Annotated in this window: 14 protein-coding genes; 10 read left to right on the plus strand and 4 right to left on the minus strand. The window is 56.7% G+C overall.

The genetic code is table 11. The annotated features are described in order from the left end of the window. Window positions 1–126: 126 nt before the first annotated feature. From IEX74_RS06680 to IEX74_RS06690, 3 genes are all read left to right on the plus strand, one after another. Complete coding sequence (locus IEX74_RS06680) at window positions 127–1383, plus strand: hypothetical protein (protein ID WP_188812356.1); 1257 nt, start codon at window positions 127–129, stop codon at window positions 1381–1383. 107 nt (window positions 1384–1490) lie between these two features. Next, entirely contained in the window at window positions 1491–2981 is a 1491-nt protein-coding gene (gene crtD / locus IEX74_RS06685) for a 1-hydroxycarotenoid 3,4-desaturase CrtD (RefSeq protein WP_188812358.1), read from the plus strand. Window positions 2982–3217: 236 nt separating this feature from the next. Next, entirely contained in the window at window positions 3218–3910 is a 693-nt protein-coding gene (locus IEX74_RS06690) for a carotenoid biosynthesis protein (protein ID WP_188812360.1), read from the plus strand. 74 nt (window positions 3911–3984) lie between these two features. Here IEX74_RS06690 and IEX74_RS23340 read toward each other — a convergent pair whose 3' ends face one another. Next, a complete protein-coding gene (locus IEX74_RS23340; RefSeq protein WP_262892025.1) occupies window positions 3985–4110 on the minus strand; it encodes a hypothetical protein in 126 nt (41 codons plus the stop codon). Here IEX74_RS23340 and IEX74_RS06695 point away from each other — a divergent pair. Next, complete coding sequence (locus IEX74_RS06695) at window positions 4105–4692, plus strand: arylesterase (protein ID WP_188812362.1); 588 nt, start codon at window positions 4105–4107, stop codon at window positions 4690–4692. The two genes, IEX74_RS23340 and IEX74_RS06695, sit on opposite strands and share 6 nt — an antisense overlap. 102 nt (window positions 4693–4794) lie before the next feature. On the opposite strand, the gene glgP is transcribed toward IEX74_RS06695, so the two are convergent. Then, complete coding sequence (glgP, locus tag IEX74_RS06700) at window positions 4795–6447, minus strand: alpha-glucan family phosphorylase (protein WP_188812364.1); 1653 nt, start codon at window positions 6445–6447, stop codon at window positions 4795–4797. Between the two features lie 112 nt (window positions 6448–6559). Further along, entirely contained in the window at window positions 6560–7012 is a 453-nt protein-coding gene (locus IEX74_RS06705) for a ferritin-like domain-containing protein (RefSeq protein ID WP_188812366.1), read from the minus strand. A gap of 234 nt (window positions 7013–7246) precedes the next feature. Here IEX74_RS06705 and IEX74_RS06710 point away from each other — a divergent pair, with 234 nt between their 5' ends. Beyond that, window positions 7247–7732 (plus strand): hypothetical protein, encoded by a 486-nt coding sequence (locus IEX74_RS06710; RefSeq protein WP_188812368.1) that lies wholly within the window; start codon window positions 7247–7249, stop codon window positions 7730–7732. Between the two features lie 188 nt (window positions 7733–7920). Beyond that, entirely contained in the window at window positions 7921–9840 is a 1920-nt protein-coding gene (locus IEX74_RS06715) for a glycoside hydrolase family 13 protein (protein WP_188812370.1), read from the plus strand. Window positions 9841–9911: 71 nt separating this feature from the next. Here the strand turns inward: IEX74_RS06715 and IEX74_RS06720 are convergent, their stop codons facing one another. After that, complete coding sequence (locus tag IEX74_RS06720; RefSeq protein ID WP_188812372.1) at window positions 9912–10289, minus strand: GxxExxY protein; 378 nt, start codon at window positions 10287–10289, stop codon at window positions 9912–9914. A 99-nt stretch (window positions 10290–10388) separates the two neighbouring features. Between IEX74_RS06720 and IEX74_RS06725 the strand changes: the two genes are divergently transcribed. The 4 genes from IEX74_RS06725 (at window position 10389) to IEX74_RS06740 (ending at window position 16154) form a co-directional block, all read left to right on the plus strand. Next, window positions 10389–11096, plus strand: coding sequence for an SDR family oxidoreductase (locus IEX74_RS06725; RefSeq protein WP_188812374.1), 708 nt, complete (start codon window positions 10389–10391; stop codon window positions 11094–11096). A gap of 208 nt (window positions 11097–11304) precedes the next feature. Further along, on the plus strand, window positions 11305–13059 hold the full coding sequence (locus IEX74_RS06730) for an alpha-amylase family glycosyl hydrolase (protein WP_373285536.1): 1755 nt from the start codon (window positions 11305–11307) through the stop codon (window positions 13057–13059). Between the two features lie 270 nt (window positions 13060–13329). Next, window positions 13330–14808, plus strand: coding sequence for an MFS transporter (locus IEX74_RS06735; protein ID WP_229755141.1), 1479 nt, complete (start codon window positions 13330–13332; stop codon window positions 14806–14808). 248 nt (window positions 14809–15056) lie between these two features. Then, entirely contained in the window at window positions 15057–16154 is a 1098-nt protein-coding gene (locus tag IEX74_RS06740) for a glycosyltransferase (protein ID WP_188812378.1), read from the plus strand. The last annotated feature ends 15 nt before the right edge of the window (window positions 16155–16169 follow it).

Below are 16169 nucleotides of genomic sequence, written 5' to 3' on the forward strand. Positions count from 1 at the left end.
AGCAGGCAAGCTCCTTGCTTTATAGGTTTTTCCTTTCGTAAGGTGAAAAACTACATTGATTAGCTAACTGCTACTCGGTTCGGCCAGGCTATGCTTTCTGCGCCGAAAAATTATCTTAACTGTTTTATGCTACACTATTTACTGTATCCTTCGCTACTGCTACTCTTAACAATAACAGCGTGCGGGCAACGACAAACCACGGAATCTGCCTCGCAGGCAGCTGCTGAAACTACCGTTACGAATCCTGCTTTAAAGCCTGCGCCAGCTCAGCCAGCTGCGCCCGACACGGTAGATGCCAGCCGGACGCACCTAGGTTACCATGAAGGCCATGATACTACTTTTTACATCGGGCAGCAGCGCTACCGATTGCTGTTGCGCGCCGAAACGGATTCGACCAAGCCGCTGGTAACAACGTCGGAAGGCGTGGTAGGGCCCACCTTTGCCGCCGATACGAGCGCCTTTGCTCAAGACGGCAGCGTGCAGGGCTACGAAGGCAGCCAGCTTATCACGCTACTCGACCCAGCAGGACGGCAAGTGTTTCGTCGACGGTTGCGCAAGGCTGATTTTTACAACGTGCTCAGCCGCGACGTGGTGATGGTCAGCAACCCGGAGCGACCTAGGTTCATCGGCTACCACGCCCCGAGCCAAACCCTGGCTTTCCTGCTCGATGTCGGTATTCCCTACAGCGACGTGTGGCAGGAGTGCGTCATCGTGCTGGGGCTCGATGGTAGGGTGCGGCGCTTAGCTGCCAGCTACACTTCTAACTACGAGAGTCCCGACTGCGAGCCGCGCCTGCTGCCTGACGGCACCGTGCTGACCTGCCAGGAACTGCTGCGCCTGAACGAACGCCCAGTGAATCTGTTGAAGCCGAAAGCGCAGCTGCTGGCGGCTTTCCCCTTGAGCGACACGACGCTGTGCACCATCTATCAGTACGGTGAGTACCATGACCGACCCGGCGAAGCACTTGGCACGCAGATGGATGCTACGGAAACGGCTGGCTTCTACGCTCCGGAATGGGTGGAGGACAAAGCACGCCGCAACATGCCGAATGCGTTTATAAGCAGCCTGAAAGGTCGCGTGCTGAAAGCATTTCGCTACAACGGCCCAGAGGGCACTATTGGTTACGACGTGCCGCGACACTACATAAGGCAAACTCATACCTACTGCTTGCTGGATGCAGAACGCGGGGTGTACTTAATAGATAAGCATAACCCCTCGAGCGTTACTGAAGTACCATTCTCGCAGATGAAACACTTTCAGGGGCCTCAACGACCCTCGGAGATGCGCTTTCAGGTAGAAGCCCTGATGGCAAAGTATGTGTTCTATGCCGATACGGCGCAGCCCACGCAAATGCGCTACCAGCGTATTGCCCGGCTGGAGTAACGAGCTAGGTTCTAAAGAGCCGCTTACTACAATTTGATGCACTTGCGCGAAGAATAAAGCGAGCTTTGCGGGTTATAAGCATACTAAGTGCATCTTAAGTAAACGCTGTGACCCGACCGAAACTCGCTTCCTCTCTCAAACAACCCGCTGCCGTTGTTGGCGCCGGCATTGCGGGCATTGCCACGGCCGTGCGGCTAGCTTTGAAGGGCCACGCTGTGACGGTGTTTGAGGCCGCCGATACGTTTGGGGGCAAGATGCACCAGTTTGAGCTGCCCGGCGGCTACCGCTTCGATGCGGGACCCTCGTTATTTACACTGCCTCAACTGGTTGACGATATATTCCGGCTGGCGGGGCGCGACCCGAAAGAGCACTTTCGCTACGAGCGGCTCGACCCCATCACGCACTACTTCTTCGCCGACGGCACCCGCCTTAATGCCTGGGCCGATACGGAGAAATTTGCCGCCGAAATCGAAGCCAAGCTAGGTGTGCCAGCCCGCGACGTGGTGAGCTTTCTGAGCCGGAGTGCCCACGCTTACCACGCCACCGAGAAGACGTTTCTGCACAAGTCGCTGCATAAGGCGGGCACATATTTTAACGCCGACGTGCTGAAAGCCCTGGCCGCGCTGCCGGGCCTAGGTCTGACGGGCACCATGCACCAGCGCCACGCCAAGGCTTTCCAGGACCCGCGCCTCGTGCAGCTTTTCGACCGATTTGCCACCTACAACGGCTCCGACCCGTACCAGGCGCCGGCCACGCTCAGCCTGATTCCGCACCTGGAGCACGGCATTGGCGCTTTCTACCCGGAAGGCGGCATCTACAGCATTGCGCGCAGCCTGGTGGAACTGGCCGAGGAGTTAGGCGTGAGCTTCCACTACAACGAACCCGTGGAGGAAATCCTGACGGCCGGGGGACGCGTGACGGGCGTGCGCACGTCCTTGGATGTGTACGATATGGGCGTGGTAGTCAGCAACATGGACGTGGTGCCGACCTACCGAAAGCTCTTGCCCCACCAGCCCGCGCCGGAGCGCACCCTAGGTCAGCCGCGTTCTTCTTCGGCCCTGATTTATTACTGGGGAATTGCCCACGCGTTCGACGAGCTAGGTTTGCACAACATCTTCTTTTCTAAAGACTACAAGCAGGAGTTTGACGCCATATTCCAGCAAAAAACCGTCAGCACCGACCCGACGGTGTACGTGAACATCACCTCCAAAAAGACGCTCACGGATGCGCCCGCTGGCCACGAAAACTGGTTTGTGATGGTGAACGTGCCCCACCACCAGGGCCAGGATTGGGACGCCCTCATCCAGCAAACCCGCCAGGCCGTGCTCGACAAAGTGAGCCGGAACCTAGGTGTCGCCGTGGAGCCGCTGATTCGGGCGGAGCAGGTGTGGGACCCGCGCGGTATTGAGCAGCGCACGTCGTCGTTTGGCGGCGCTTTGTATGGCAGCAGCTCCAACAACGCGCTGGCCGCATTTCTGCGCCACCCCAACTTTTCGCGGAAGCTCGATGGGCTCTACTTTTGCGGTGGCAGCGTGCACCCCGGCGGCGGGATTCCGCTGTGCCTGCTCTCGGCCAAGATTGTGGCCGACCTGGTTTAGTAGTTTTGAGCTTTAAGTGTTGAATTTTGAATGACGCTATTTTGTCGGGGTTTAAACAATGGGCTAAACCTATCATTCCGAGCAGGGCGAGGAATCTGGGCTTAGCAACCTAGGTTCGTTACCCAGATTCCTCGCCCTGCTCGGAATGACAGTCGATTCATAACGGCACAGAACAAATTCGCCTGATCCCGTAAGGTTAATTCAGCACTCAACATTAAGCATTCAACATTTCCTGCATGTCTTTTTCCGAATCAACTCAACAGGCTCCTACGCCGCAGCTAACCGCGTCCAGCGCCTACAATCGGCGGCTGCGCGTGGCGCAGGGTGTGCTGTTGCTTTTTCACGTCACGGGCTTTTTGGGGCTGGCTTTTTCCCAGGACCCTAGCTTTTATTTGCAGTTTGTGCCCCTGAACCTGCTGCTTACCATGCTGCTGCTGCTCGCCTTCCAGCCCGACCGGAGTGCGGCGTTTGTGGTTTTCTGCATCACGGTGGCGGCGGTGAGCTTCTTCGTGGAAGTGGCTGGCGTGCAGACCGGCCGGCTGTTTGGGCAGTACGACTACGGTGCGGTACTGGGCTGGAAATGGATGGGCGTACCGCTGCTCATCGGCCTCAACTGGCTCATGCTGACCTATATGGCCGGCATTCTGGCCGAATACGTGCGGGTACCTAGCTTCGTGCGGGCTATCATTGCTGCCATTTTGGTGGTGGGCATGGATGTGTGCATCGAGCCGGTGGCCGTGCGCTACGGCTTCTGGACATGGCGCTACGACATTATCCCGATGCAGAACTTCAAAGCCTGGTTTGCGCTGGCGCTCATCCTTCAGGTGTACTTCAACCGCACCTACTTCGTGAAGCGCAACCCGCTGGTGCCGTTCGTGTACCTGTTGCAGCTGCTGTTCTTCTTCGGGCTCGGGATGATTGGCGGGTAGGCCAACCTAGGGCATCTTCTTGCGGTATAACGAAAAGGCAGCGTAGGCTTCAATCTTGGAGTCTCCGCTGCCTTTTATCCTTTCTCACCGTACGCTTTCTGCTGCTCCTGCTGCTGCTGGCTTTCGGCACCGCTCGCCAGCCGTCGGGCGCCGCTGGTGCGGTGCGTCAGGTTTTCGCAGCTCAGCCTCTTCGTATGCAAAACATCATCTTCTTCGGCAACAGCCTGACGGCTGGCTACCAGCTCCGCGCCAGCGAAGCGTTTCCGTCGCTCATTCAACAACGCCTTGATTCACTTCAGCTTCCGTACAAAGCTTTCAACTACGGCGTAAGCGGCGAGACGACTGCCGGCGGTCGGCAGCGCCTTGCCGGCGTGCTGGCCCGCCAGCCGGTCGATGTATTTGTGCTGGAGCTAGGTGCCAATGACGGCCTGCGCGGCATTCCGGTGCGCGAAACCACGCAGAACCTGCAACACATTATCGATCAGGTGCGGCTGAAATATCCGCAGGCGCGCATCGTGCTCGTCGGCCTGGAGTTTCCCTTCGATTTGAGCATGCTAGGCGGACACCAATACGGTCGGTACGCAGCCGAGTTTAAAGCCCTGTTTCGCACCCTGGCGGAGAAGAACAACGTCGCTTTTGTGCCGTTTTTGCTGCAAGGCGTCCTCGGTATCCGGGAGTTGAACCTACCCGATGGCGTACACCCCAACGCGCAGGGGCAGAAGATATTAGCCGATAACGTGTGGGCCGTACTGCAAACGGTTCTGACGAGCAGTAGGATGTAGCGCGAAGCTCCCGCTTCGCGCATCGTTGAACGACTAAACCTAGGTGCTGCACCAACGAATATCGTTCAACGATACGCGAAGCGGGAGCTTCGCGCTACGGTTCTACTTCACGTTATACATTTTCTGGTAGTACTCTGTGGCCATACGGTTGGAGCCGAACTCGGGCTCGATTTCGCGCATGGCGGTTTTGGCGATGTTCAGAAACTGATCGGGCTGGCCGTAGTAGAGCGGCACGATTTCGTTTTCCAGCACATCAAGCAGGTTCGTGGCCTCGATGTCGTCCTTTACGTTGTCGGGCTGGTTGATGTCGGTGTGCCCGATGAGGAAGCCATTTTCGCCGTGGCGCACAAACTCCGGAATCCAGCCGTCGGCGATGCTCAGGCTCAGGCTGGCGTTCATGGCAGCGGTCATGCCGCTGGTGCCCGACGCTTCGCGGGGGAAGCGGGGCGTGTTCAGCCAGATATCCGAACCCTTCTTCATGTAGGCCGACAAAGCTAGCTCGTAGCCCGTCAGCACGGCGCAGTTTTTCTGCCCTTTCACGCGACGGATAATGCTGTTAAACAGGTTGATAGCGCCGTAATCCTTGGGGTACGGCTTGCCTGCCCAAATCACCTGCACCGGCCGGTCGGCGTCGTTGATGATCTTCAGGAACCGCTCGAAGTGGTGCAGAATCAGGTCGGCGCGCTTATAGCCGGCGAAGCGGCGGGCCCACACCACCGTCAGCTTGTCGGGGTCGAGCAGGGTGCCCGTCTGGTCGGCTACAATCTTGAAAAACTCCTGCTTCAGCTCGCGCTTGCGGGCTTTCAGCGCCGCGTCGTCGTTGGCTTCGAGAGCTTCGTGCAGGGTTTTGTCGCGCCAGTAGGTGCCGTTCTGGGCGTTGGTGATGGGGATGATCGGGCAGATGCCTTCGTAGTGGCCCCACATTTCGTTGGCTACGTCGCCGTGCACTTTCGATACGCCGTTGGCAATGTGCGAGAAGCGCAGCGCCGTGAGCGTGTAGTTCAGCGCATCATTTTCGACGCGTGCTACCTTACGCACCTCGTCAGCGGGAACAGGACCGAAGAAAGACATTTTCTCCAGCAAGCTCATCGGATGCTCCTCATTACCAGCCAGCTCCGGCGTGTGCGTCGTGAACACGAGGCGCTTCTGTACCTCGGCCAATTGACGGCCGTGCTTCTCGTAGAGGTAGAACGCCAGGGGCAGGCCGTGTCCTTCGTTGAGGTGGTACACATCCACGTTCACGCCCAGCAGATCAAGCAGCTTGCCACCGCCCACGCCCAGCAGAATCGACTGCGCAATGCGGGCCGCCGTGTCGGCGTCGTAGAGGTGGTGGGAAATGGTACGCGAGATGAAGTCGTTCTCGGGAATATCGGTGGTCAGGAAGAACATCGGGGCCGTGCCGAACGTGTCGGGGGCTAGGTACAAGGCTTTCACCATCACCTCTGTATCGTGGATGGTGATGGGGAAAACCAGGCCGGTGTCTTCCAGGAATGAGTACGATTTCTGGCGGAAGTCAGCGCGCATCGTCTGGTCTTCGTTACGGCCTTGGTCGTAGTAGCCGAAGCTCCACAAGATGCTGATACCGATAAGGTTCTGCTTCAGCTCATACACCGAGCGCATGTGCGAGCCAGCCAGGAAGCCCAGGCCGCCGGAGTACGTTTTCAGCGCCTGATCGAGCGCAAATTCCATCGAAAAGTAAGCAGCCTGGGTTTTGAACTCGGGCGCGGGTGTGTAAGGTTTGAATTCGAAAGCCATGAAGGAAAGTGGGACGAAATAAAAGTGAAACCTAAGTTCGGGCACAGGCCCGAAAAAAGCGGAAGTCGAACCTAGGGTTCAGCTTCCGCCTTCCGGTGCAAGAAAGCAAAATTTAGGGGTGACTCACGCCACCGAGGCTTTTAAGCTTCTGATAGGTCTGCTGCGAAACCTGGTACTGGCGCTCCACGGCCTGGCGCACGGGCGCGGGCAGGTCGTGCGTTTCCAGCGCATCCTGGTAGGCTTTCAGGGCCCACTCTTCGCCGTACACGTTGGAGTCGAGGATGGCCTTTTCGTCTTTGCCGGTCACGAGGGCCTTGGCGTCCATCCAGCCGCGAAAGAATTTGCCTTTGGTGGTGGTGCCGGTTTCGGCTTTGCCGCCGGCGCTGCTGGCGAAGCCATTCAACTCATTGGCAAACTGTTGGCTCTGGCTGACCAGCTGCTGGTAATAGGCTTTGTGCTCGGGATCTTTGCTGTCTTCGGCCGCGTGCCGGTAGCCTTCGATGCGGTCGTTGATGAACAGGGTTAGCTCGTTGAGCGTATCGGCAACGTTGGAGTTTGTGGACATAGCAGTAGAGATAAAAGTGAAAGAACCGCTGCCCTGGGCTAGGTAGCTGACGGCTCGCTTTCAGAAACGAAGGCGGCAAGAAAGGGTTGGGGTGAGTGCCCGAATCCGTAGAGACTACGGTTCTGCTTGCTGAATGGACGCAGCTGAATGCCCCGCGGCGCGGGCCTGCGGGCCCGGAAAATCACGTATCTGCTCGACTATGAAGCATTTGTGAATTTATTGTATATTCGTAGTATGAAAACAGTATCTACTTTCGCTTATCTGCTATTAGTTCCGCAACTCTCCTGGCTAACCTACGACAACAACGCCACCAAGACCGTCGCCCCGCCCGCCGGTAGTCACGTAGTACAAGTGCGGGTTATCGGTCAGAATATGAGCGGGCTAGGCGCTGAGCTGTCGGTGCGCTCGGTACTGGATTGGGACCGGGGCCACAATCCGGGCCCCACGCTCTACAAAGCGTTCGGAAATAAGATAAACGAAACGTACACCATCGGCACCTTTGGGCGCATGGATTATGTGGAAGCTTCGGTTTCCTTCAAAAATGTTCTTTTCGACAACCGACCCCCAGCAAATGCGCACCTGCGCTTAGAAATCATTACCGATGGCCGGGTCGGCGAAGTAACCCGGCTCGATGCCAATTCCATGAACGACAGAGTGTGGAAGGTAGAATACGACCCGCATCTGCGCGGCACAGTAGCGGTAGAAACCAATAAGTTATAGGCAAACCTAGGTTGTAGTGCCGCTCGCTTATTTCGTGTATTCAAAGCCCGGTTCTGCTCCAGAGCCGGGCTTTTTTGTTGGGTTTCGCGCCGGATTCAACGCGGTGGCAGCACCCAGGCTAGGGCTACAGCCCGGTTGAACGACTATGGTAATACAGTCCCGAGTTTTAACCTTCCGTCTTCCTCCGCATGAAACCCACCCATCTACTCTCCTTGCTAGGTTTGGCCTCGCTGCTGGCAACCCAACCCGCTGCCGCTCAGGTAAGTCAGGTTGCAGGCTTAGCCAACAATGCCGCCCGCCTGGCGGCCAGCGCCAAAGACGCGGCCATCACCCGCATCGACCCGACCTTTTGGTGGACGGGTATGAAAAACCCGAAGCTGCAACTGCTGGTGTACGGGCCGGGAATCGGGAGCAGCCAGGTGAGTCTGAATTATGCCGGCGTGACGCTTGACGGCACCCAGAAGCTGGAAAGTCCGAACTACTTGGTTGTTAATCTGACGGTTAGTCCGGCGGCGAAGCCGGGCAAGCTAGCTTTGGCTTTCAGCGGGCAGAAGAAAGTTACGTACCAATACGAGCTACGTGCCCGCAACACGCAGGATAAAAGCCGAGTGCAAGGCATCACGCCGGCCGACTTCATCTACATGCTGATGCCGGACCGCTTCGCCAACGGCGACCCGAAGAACGACGTGGTGAAAGGCACGCGCGTGAACCACATTGCCCGCGACTCGATGTATGCCCGCCACGGCGGCGACCTGAAAGGCATCGAGAACCACTTCGACTACCTGAAGTCGCTGGGTGTCACGGCGATATGGCCGACGCCGGTTGTGGAAAATGACATGCCGAAAGCCAGCTACCACGGCTATGCCGTGACGGACTATTACAACGTCGACCCTAGGTTTGGCAGCAACGAAGGGTATGTGCAGTTTGTGCAGAAAGCGCACCAGCAAGGACTGAAGGTGATTCACGACGTGGTGCTCAACCACATGGGCAGCTACAACTACTTGCAGCTCGACCCACCCACGAAAGAATGGGTGCACCAGTGGCCTACCTTCACGCGCAGCAACTACAACAACTCGCCCCTGAACGACCCGTACGCCTCGCAGTACGACACCAAGCTCTACGCCGACGGCTGGTTCGACACCACCATGCCCGACCTGAATCAGTCGAACCCGATGGTGGCTAACTATCTGATTCAGAATTTTATCTGGTGGGTGGAGTACACGGGGCTGGATGGCTACCGCATCGATACCTACCCGTATTCGGATGCAAAGTTCCTGCTTCAGTGGGGCAAAGCGTTGCAGGATGAGTACCCGCAGCTTGCCATGTTCGGCGAGGCAACGGTAGGCACGGTGGCGCAGGAGGCTTTCTTTGCGCGCAACATTTTCCAGCCGGTCGATGGCTTCAAGGCCAACCTACCTAGCCTCTTGGATTTCCCGATGAACTCGGCCATCAGCGACGCCTTGAACAAAGACAAAGATCAGGTAGACCTAGGTCGCTTGTACAACACGCTGCAAGCCGACTGGATGTACCAGGACCCGACCCGCAACGTCGTCTTCCTCGACAACCACGACCAGAGTCGCTTCTACTCAGTTGTCGGTGAGGACTTTAATAAATTGAAGATGGGTCTGGCCTGGATGATGACGACCCGGGGCGTGCCGAATATCTACTACGGCACGGAGGTGCTGATGAAGAACTTTTCCGCCCCGGACGGGCTGGTGCGCGAGGACTTCCCCGGTGGCTGGGCGGGTGATAAGAAGAACTACTTCACAGCGGCGGGCCGCACGGGGCAGGCCGGTGAGGCGTTCAACTACATGAGCAAGCTAGGTTTGTACCGCAAGGCGCACCCGGTCCTGCAAACCGGTAAGCTCATGCAGTTCATCCCGCAGGATAACGTGTACACCTACTTCCGCTACGACGAGCAGGGCAACACGGTGATGGTGCTGATGAACGGGAATAAGGAGGCGCAGAAAGTGGACGGAACACGCTTTGCCGAGCGGACGAAGGGATTCACTTCTGGCGTGGAAATTACTTCCGGGGCTGCGGTGGCGGACCTAGGTTCCTTTACCATTCCGGGGCGGACGGCTTGGGTGGTGGAGCTGCGGAAGTAACGTCCTTTAGTTTTGTTCTGGGGTATTTAGCCCGCAGAGGACGCAGTGTTTTCGCAGAGGGCGCAGTGTTCTTACAGGTCGTTTACTTTCCGGAAGATACCGGCTTTGATAGTGGGTACGTTGAAGTTGATGAGTAGACCTAGCTTGTGTCCGGAAAGCTTTAGATAGGTGAGTAGTTGCATGTGGTGTACTTCGAGAAGTACCTCCACAGATTTTAACTCTACCACTACTTTATCTTCCACTATCAGGTCCATACGGAATCCGTTTTCCAGCCGTATGCCATCATATAGAACAGGTAAGGCCACTTGCGTTTTTACCGTTAAGCCGGCCTTGCGCAACTCATGGCTCATCAGCGTCTCATATACCGATTCCAGCAGCCCTGGCCCCAAAGCAGTATGAATCGTAAAAGCCGCCTTCCGAATCAAATAGGAAATATCGTTCTCGTGCATCTCTGCGTCCTCTGCGAAAACACTGCGCCCTCTGCGGGCTAAATACCCCAGAACGAAGCAGCTAAAAACTCGAGAACGACAAAACCCGTGCTATTAACCATGAACGACCTCACCAACCAAGTTGCCATCGTCACGGGCGCCAGCCGCGGCATCGGGAAAGCAACCGCATTGCTCCTGGCCATGCAAGGCGCCAGCGTAGTAGCCGTCTCCCGCTCCACCGACGAGCTAGAGGAGCTAGCCCACAAGACCCGCGGCCTAGCCATTACCGCCGACGTATGCGATGAAATCGACGTGCAGAACGTGGTAGCGGAAACCCTGCGCCACTACGGCCGCCTGGATATCTTGGTCTGCAATGCCGGCGTGGGCAGCTTCAGCCCGCTTGAAGAATTCGAATCAGCCGAGTGGGACCGAATCTTCGATGTGAACGTGAAAGGCACTTTCCTGATGTGCAAAGCCATCGTGCCGCTGTTTAAGGAGCAGCGCCGCGGCCACATCGTTGCCATTGCCTCCGACGTTGCGAAAAGGACCTTCCCCAACGGCACCGTCTACGGTGCCAGCAAGTCCGCCCAGGATGCCATGCTAGGTAGCCTGCGCAAGGAAGTGCGCCCGTTTGGCATTAAAGTCAGCACCATTTATCCGGGCTTGGTCGATACCTATTTCAATGACAGGCAGCCCGGTAACCCCGAATTGGAGAAAACGCACCTCAAGCCCTCCGACATTGCCCAGGCCGTGCGCTACGTGCTCGAGGCTCCCGCCCACGTCGTTGTCGACGAGCTAATGATTCACCCGATTACGCAGGAGTGGTAATGTAGGAACGCGCCACGGCGCGTTCTGCCGTTGAACAATCCTAGGTTCGGAACTGCCAATCGCTCCGACAGCGCAGGCGACGAACGCGCCGTGGCGTGCTCCTATAGTCATTCGCTTTATGAAGAAATTTTTATTGCCGGTTGCCGCGATTACCCTTACGTTGGTTTCGTTTAAGCTTCCATTTAGGCCGAACCCGACCATCGCTCCCGTGACAGATTCTTTCGCTCTTGCTGACCCGAACACCACCAACGAAGTACCGCAGGACCATAAAATGGTCATTTATCAGGTGATGACCCGCCTGTTTGGCAATAAAGTCACGACGAACAAACCCTACGGCACCATCACCGAGAACGGCGTCGGCAAGTTCAACGACATCACCGACACGGCGCTGCAGGAAATTAAAAAGCTAGGTGTCAGCCATGTATGGTACACGGGTGTGCTGGAACACGCCACCATGACCGACTACACCGCCCACGGTATTACCCTGGACGACGCCGATGTGGTGAAAGGCCGCGCCGGCTCGCCCTACGCCGTGAAGGACTACTACGATGTAGCCCCCGACTTAGCCGTGAGCGTGAAAGGCCGCATGACGGAGTTTGAGGCCCTGGTAAAGCGCACCCACGCCAACGGCTTGAAAGTACTTATCGACTTCATCCCCAACCACGTAGCGCGCTCGTATAAGTCGGATGCGAAGCCGGCCGGCGTGGTAGACCTAGGTGAGCACGACGACAAAAACAAAGCGTTTGCGCCCCAAAACAACTTCTACTACATCCCCGGCAAATCCTTCGTGGTGCCAGCCGGGGCCAATCCGCTTGGGGCGGCTGTCGGGCCGAAGGAAGACCATAAGTACTTCGAAATGCCTGCCAAAGCTACCGGCAACGACGTGTTTTCGGAGCAGCCATCTATCAACGACTGGTACGAAACGGTTAAGCTCAACTACGGCGTCGATTACCTGAACAACCGCCAGCAGCACTTCGAGCCGGTGCCGGATACCTGGAGAAAGATGCGCGACATTCTCGTATTCTGGACGCGGAAAGGCGTCGATGGTTTTCGCTGCGACATGGCCGAAATGGTGCCCATCGAGTTCTGGGGCTATGTCATTCCGGAGCTGAAGAAGATCAATCCTAGCTTGGTGTTCATTGGCGAAGCCTACAATCCGCAGGTGTATCGGCAGTATTTGGAGCAAGGCAAGTTCGATTTTCTGTATGATAAAGTCGGGCTCTACGACGGCCTGCGCCGCCTGATGCGGGGCGAAGGGACCACCGAGGACATCACGCACGTATGGCGCGAAGAAAGCCGCGGCTTCGGCTCGCACATGCTACGCTTCCTGGAAAATCATGATGAGCAGCGCATTGCTTCGCCTGATTTCGCCACCGACCCGCGCACGGCCATCCCGGCCATGACCGTCACGGCGACCCTAGCTTCTGGCCCTGTGATGGTGTATTTTGGGCAGGAAGTGGCCGAGCCCGCCGCCGATGCCGAGGGCTTCAGCACCCGCGACGGCCGCACCACCATCTTCGATTATTGGGGTGTGCCAGAACACCAAAAATGGATGAACGGCGGCAAGTTTGACGGCGGCCGGCTCTCAACGGAGCAGAAGCACCTGCGCGACTTCTACGGCCGCTTGCTGCGCCTCACGTTAGGCAGCGACGCTATCCGGCGTGGCCATTTCTATGAACTGCAAGAGGCCAATAGCCAGGCAGAAGGCTACGACCGTCACGCCGTGTATAGCTACCTGCGCTACACTGATCAGCAGAAGCTGCTTATCGTCGTCAACTTCAGCCGCGACAAAACCCTGAAGCCCACCATCCAGATTCCGGCCGCCGCCAGGCAAGCCGCCGGCCTAAACCTAGGTCGCCTCACCTACACCGACCTGCTCAACAACGCCCCCACTACCGAAAGCCTGACGTTGAACCTAGCTCCGCTCAGCGCCTATGTGTTTGAGATTAAGGCAAAAGAGTAAGAAGTAGCTGCCCAAAATCGTCTGTCATCCTGAGTGCAGCGTAGCGGAGCGAAGGACCTTCCTCTTTTACGCGAAAAACTCTACTAAGCTCCCAAACCTATCTGGCATCCAATACTTGGTAAAGAGAGATTTGGGCGTCTTAAGGGCTTTTCGCTTCTCAGAGGGAGGTCCTTCACTCCGCTCTGCTGCGTTCAGGATGACAGATGAGTTTTTATGCCTATCTTTTAGTTACCACCCCCAACCACACCTCCCACCCAAATTCCTCCTAACATGGCCACCAGCGTAGCGGCTCCCACCGGCACCCGCGACAAACCCCGCCTGAGTTTCTGGCAGATCTGGAACATGAGCTTCGGCTTCCTGGGCATTCAGTTCGGCTTCGCCCTGCAAAACGGCAACATGAGTCGCATCTTCGAGACCATGGGTGCTAAAGAAGATGAGTTGGCCTTTCTGTGGCTGGCGGCGCCCGCTACAGGTCTGTTAGTTCAACCTATCGTAGGCTACTTCTCTGACCGTACCTGGAGCTCACGCTGGGGGCGGCGGCGGCCGTACTTCTTAGTGGGCGCTGTTCTGGCATCGCTGTCGCTGTTGGTGGTACCTCATGTAACAGCACTGTGGATGGCCGCTGGCATGCTCTGGATTATGGATGCTAGCATCAATATTTCAATGGAGCCATTTCGGGCATTAGTGGGTGACCTGCTGCCAGATACACAGCGCACGACCGGCTTTGGATTTCAAACGTTCTTTATTGGTATTGGTGCAGTGATAGGTTCGTTGCTGCCAGTTATATATACAAAGTTGGTTGGCTTCTCCAACACGGCCCCGGCCGGTCATATCTCGCCCTCGCTCATGTATGCCTTCTACACCGGAGGCGTCGTATTTTTCGCGGCAGTGCTATACACGGTACTCACCACTCGCGAGTATCCCCCAGTAGACTTAGCTGAATTCGAGGCTGAAAAACGTAGCTCTAGCGGCTTTTGGAATGGCATCAAGGCCTCGTTTGTGGGTGTGGCCGACATGCCGCGTGCCATGCGTCAGTTAGCTATAGTGCAATTTTTTAGTTGGCTAGCTCTTTTCTCAATGTGGATCTATGCTACTTCAGCCATCACACACTACGTTTACCACACTACTGACCCTACCTCCAAACTATTTAATGAAGGTGCCGACTGGTGGAATGTCTGCCAATCAGTCTACAACGGCGTTTCGGCGTTAGCAGCTCTCGCGCTACCTTTTATTGCACGTGCTACCAGCCGGCGCATTACGCACCTCATCTGCCTAGCCGCTGGCGGACTAGGTCTAATTTCGATTTATTTCATCGGTAATTACCCTATCAACAACTATCTGCCAGCTATGCAGTTCTTCGGGTTCGACATGCACCTGCGCACGGTGGAAGGCCTATTGCTACTGCCCATGATTGGAGTTGGCTTTGCCTGGGCCAGCATTCTGTCAATACCCTATGCTATGCTCGCTGGCGCACTACCCACTAACAAGATGGGTTATTATATGGGTGTGTTTAATTTCTTCATTGTACTTCCCCAAATGGTGGCTAGTATCACGCTAGGCTTCTTCACCAAGCACGTATTTGATGGTAACTCTGCCCTGACACTCGTGCTTGGGGGTTGCTCAATGATTTTTGCAGGCCTGCTTACATTGCGCGTGCATGACGCCGACGACGTGCCCGCCACCGTGGAGCCCACCGTGCTGGCCTCTCCAGCCTACGAAGCACCCATCGAAACGGACCCACGCCTGTAACACATTTGTTTGGTTATAAATAGCTCGCAAAAGCCTCACTGTTGACCAAGCAGTGAGGCTCTTTTGGTTGGAGCTAGGTTGTAAAATCTTTTTATTCAGATTATTCCGCATTTATACGGATAGACTTTGCCCTAAAATCAGCACTTGCCCCGGCAACAACGAGCCGCCTGCTAACCGTATGCAGTTAATTCTAACTGGCTTGCGGCTCTGACGACTCAGAAGAAGCGGCCCAACGTTTGTGGCTGTCTATGGTGTTTGCTGGTATCTTCTTCGGTGTCTTCTTTGGCTTGTTCCTCGTTGTCTTATTGCTTTTAGTGCGCGGCCGGCCGGCACCTAGGTCTGGCACAGCCCGCCCGCGGGTCAGCATCCTGATTGCCGCCCGCAACGAAGAAGCGAACATCGAGCGGTGCCTTACTTCGCTCATGCAGCTCAACTACCCGGCTGAGCAGCTCGAAATCCTGATCGGCGACGACGCTTCCACCGACGATACCGCCGCCGTCGTAGCTCGTTTCATTGCCGACAAGCCGCAGTTTCAGTTACTGCTCATCCGCCACCGTCTCGGTACGGCCCGCGGCAAAAGCAACGTGCTGGCCCACCTGAGCCGCGCCGCCACCGCCGACTATTTCCTCATCACCGACGCCGACATGGCCCTGCCGCCCGATTGGGTGCAAACCATGCTGGCCGCCGCTCCGGAAGGCGTGGGCGTCGTTACCGGTGTCACGACGGCCGGCGGCAACCTGTTTGGGCGCATGCAAGGCCTCGATTGGCTTTTCGGACTGAGTATCATCCGGTTGCTTACCGACCTAGGTTGGCCCATTACGGCCGTGGGCAACAACATGCTCGTGACCCGCGCCGCTTACGAATCCATCGGCGGCTACGAAGCCCTGGCGTTTAGCATCACCGAAGACCTACAGCTTTTCGACTACATTGTGCGGCAAGGCTGGGGCTTTCGCAACTTGGTAGATGGGCGGGTGCTCGGCGTATCGGTGCCTCAGCCCACGGTGCAGTGCCTTTTGCACCAGCGCAAGCGTTGGATGAAGGGCACCGGGCGGCTGCCTTGGCAACTGTCGGGTCTGTTTGGGTTCTACGGTTTATTTTACATGGTCGTATTCTGGCCCGCTCTGTTGTCGCCGCTCATGGTAGCGACGCTGTACGGCGCCAAAATACTCATGCAGACGCTGTTCCTGCTGATAACCCTACGCCAGGTCAACCGCCGCGAGTCGCTGAAGGTGTTGCTGTTGTATGAGTTCTACCTGGCTGTTATGTCAATCGTCGTGATTGGCTACACGCTTATGCCGGTCAGCATTCAGTGGAAGGAGCGCCGCTACCGTTGGGCTGAAGGCTAGGTCGTTGTGTCATTC

The organism is Hymenobacter cavernae (assembly GCF_014641455.1).
GTDB classification, from domain to species: domain Bacteria; phylum Bacteroidota; class Bacteroidia; order Cytophagales; family Hymenobacteraceae; genus Hymenobacter; species Hymenobacter cavernae.

Excerpts from the sequence above, each read along its gene's own strand:
- IEX74_RS06735 (WP_229755141.1), top strand. The coding sequence starts at position 13,330 with ATGGCCACCAGCGTAGCGGCTCCCACCGGCACCCGCGACAAACCCCGC.
- IEX74_RS06725 (WP_188812374.1), top strand. The coding sequence starts at position 10,389 with ATGAACGACCTCACCAACCAAGTTGCCATCGTCACGGGCGCCAGCCGC.
- IEX74_RS06695 (WP_188812362.1), top strand. The coding sequence starts at position 4,105 with ATGCAAAACATCATCTTCTTCGGCAACAGCCTGACGGCTGGCTACCAG.
- IEX74_RS06690 (WP_188812360.1), top strand. The coding sequence starts at position 3,218 with ATGTCTTTTTCCGAATCAACTCAACAGGCTCCTACGCCGCAGCTAACC.
- IEX74_RS06715 (WP_188812370.1), top strand. The coding sequence starts at position 7,921 with ATGAAACCCACCCATCTACTCTCCTTGCTAGGTTTGGCCTCGCTGCTG.
- IEX74_RS06680 (WP_188812356.1), top strand. The coding sequence starts at position 127 with ATGCTACACTATTTACTGTATCCTTCGCTACTGCTACTCTTAACAATA.
- IEX74_RS06740 (WP_188812378.1), top strand. The coding sequence starts at position 15,057 with ATGGTGTTTGCTGGTATCTTCTTCGGTGTCTTCTTTGGCTTGTTCCTC.
- glgP (WP_188812364.1), bottom strand. The coding sequence starts at position 6,447 with ATGGCTTTCGAATTCAAACCTTACACACCCGCGCCCGAGTTCAAAACC.
- IEX74_RS06705 (WP_188812366.1), bottom strand. The coding sequence starts at position 7,012 with ATGTCCACAAACTCCAACGTTGCCGATACGCTCAACGAGCTAACCCTG.
- IEX74_RS06710 (WP_188812368.1), top strand. The coding sequence starts at position 7,247 with ATGAAAACAGTATCTACTTTCGCTTATCTGCTATTAGTTCCGCAACTC.
- IEX74_RS06720 (WP_188812372.1), bottom strand. The coding sequence starts at position 10,289 with ATGCACGAGAACGATATTTCCTATTTGATTCGGAAGGCGGCTTTTACG.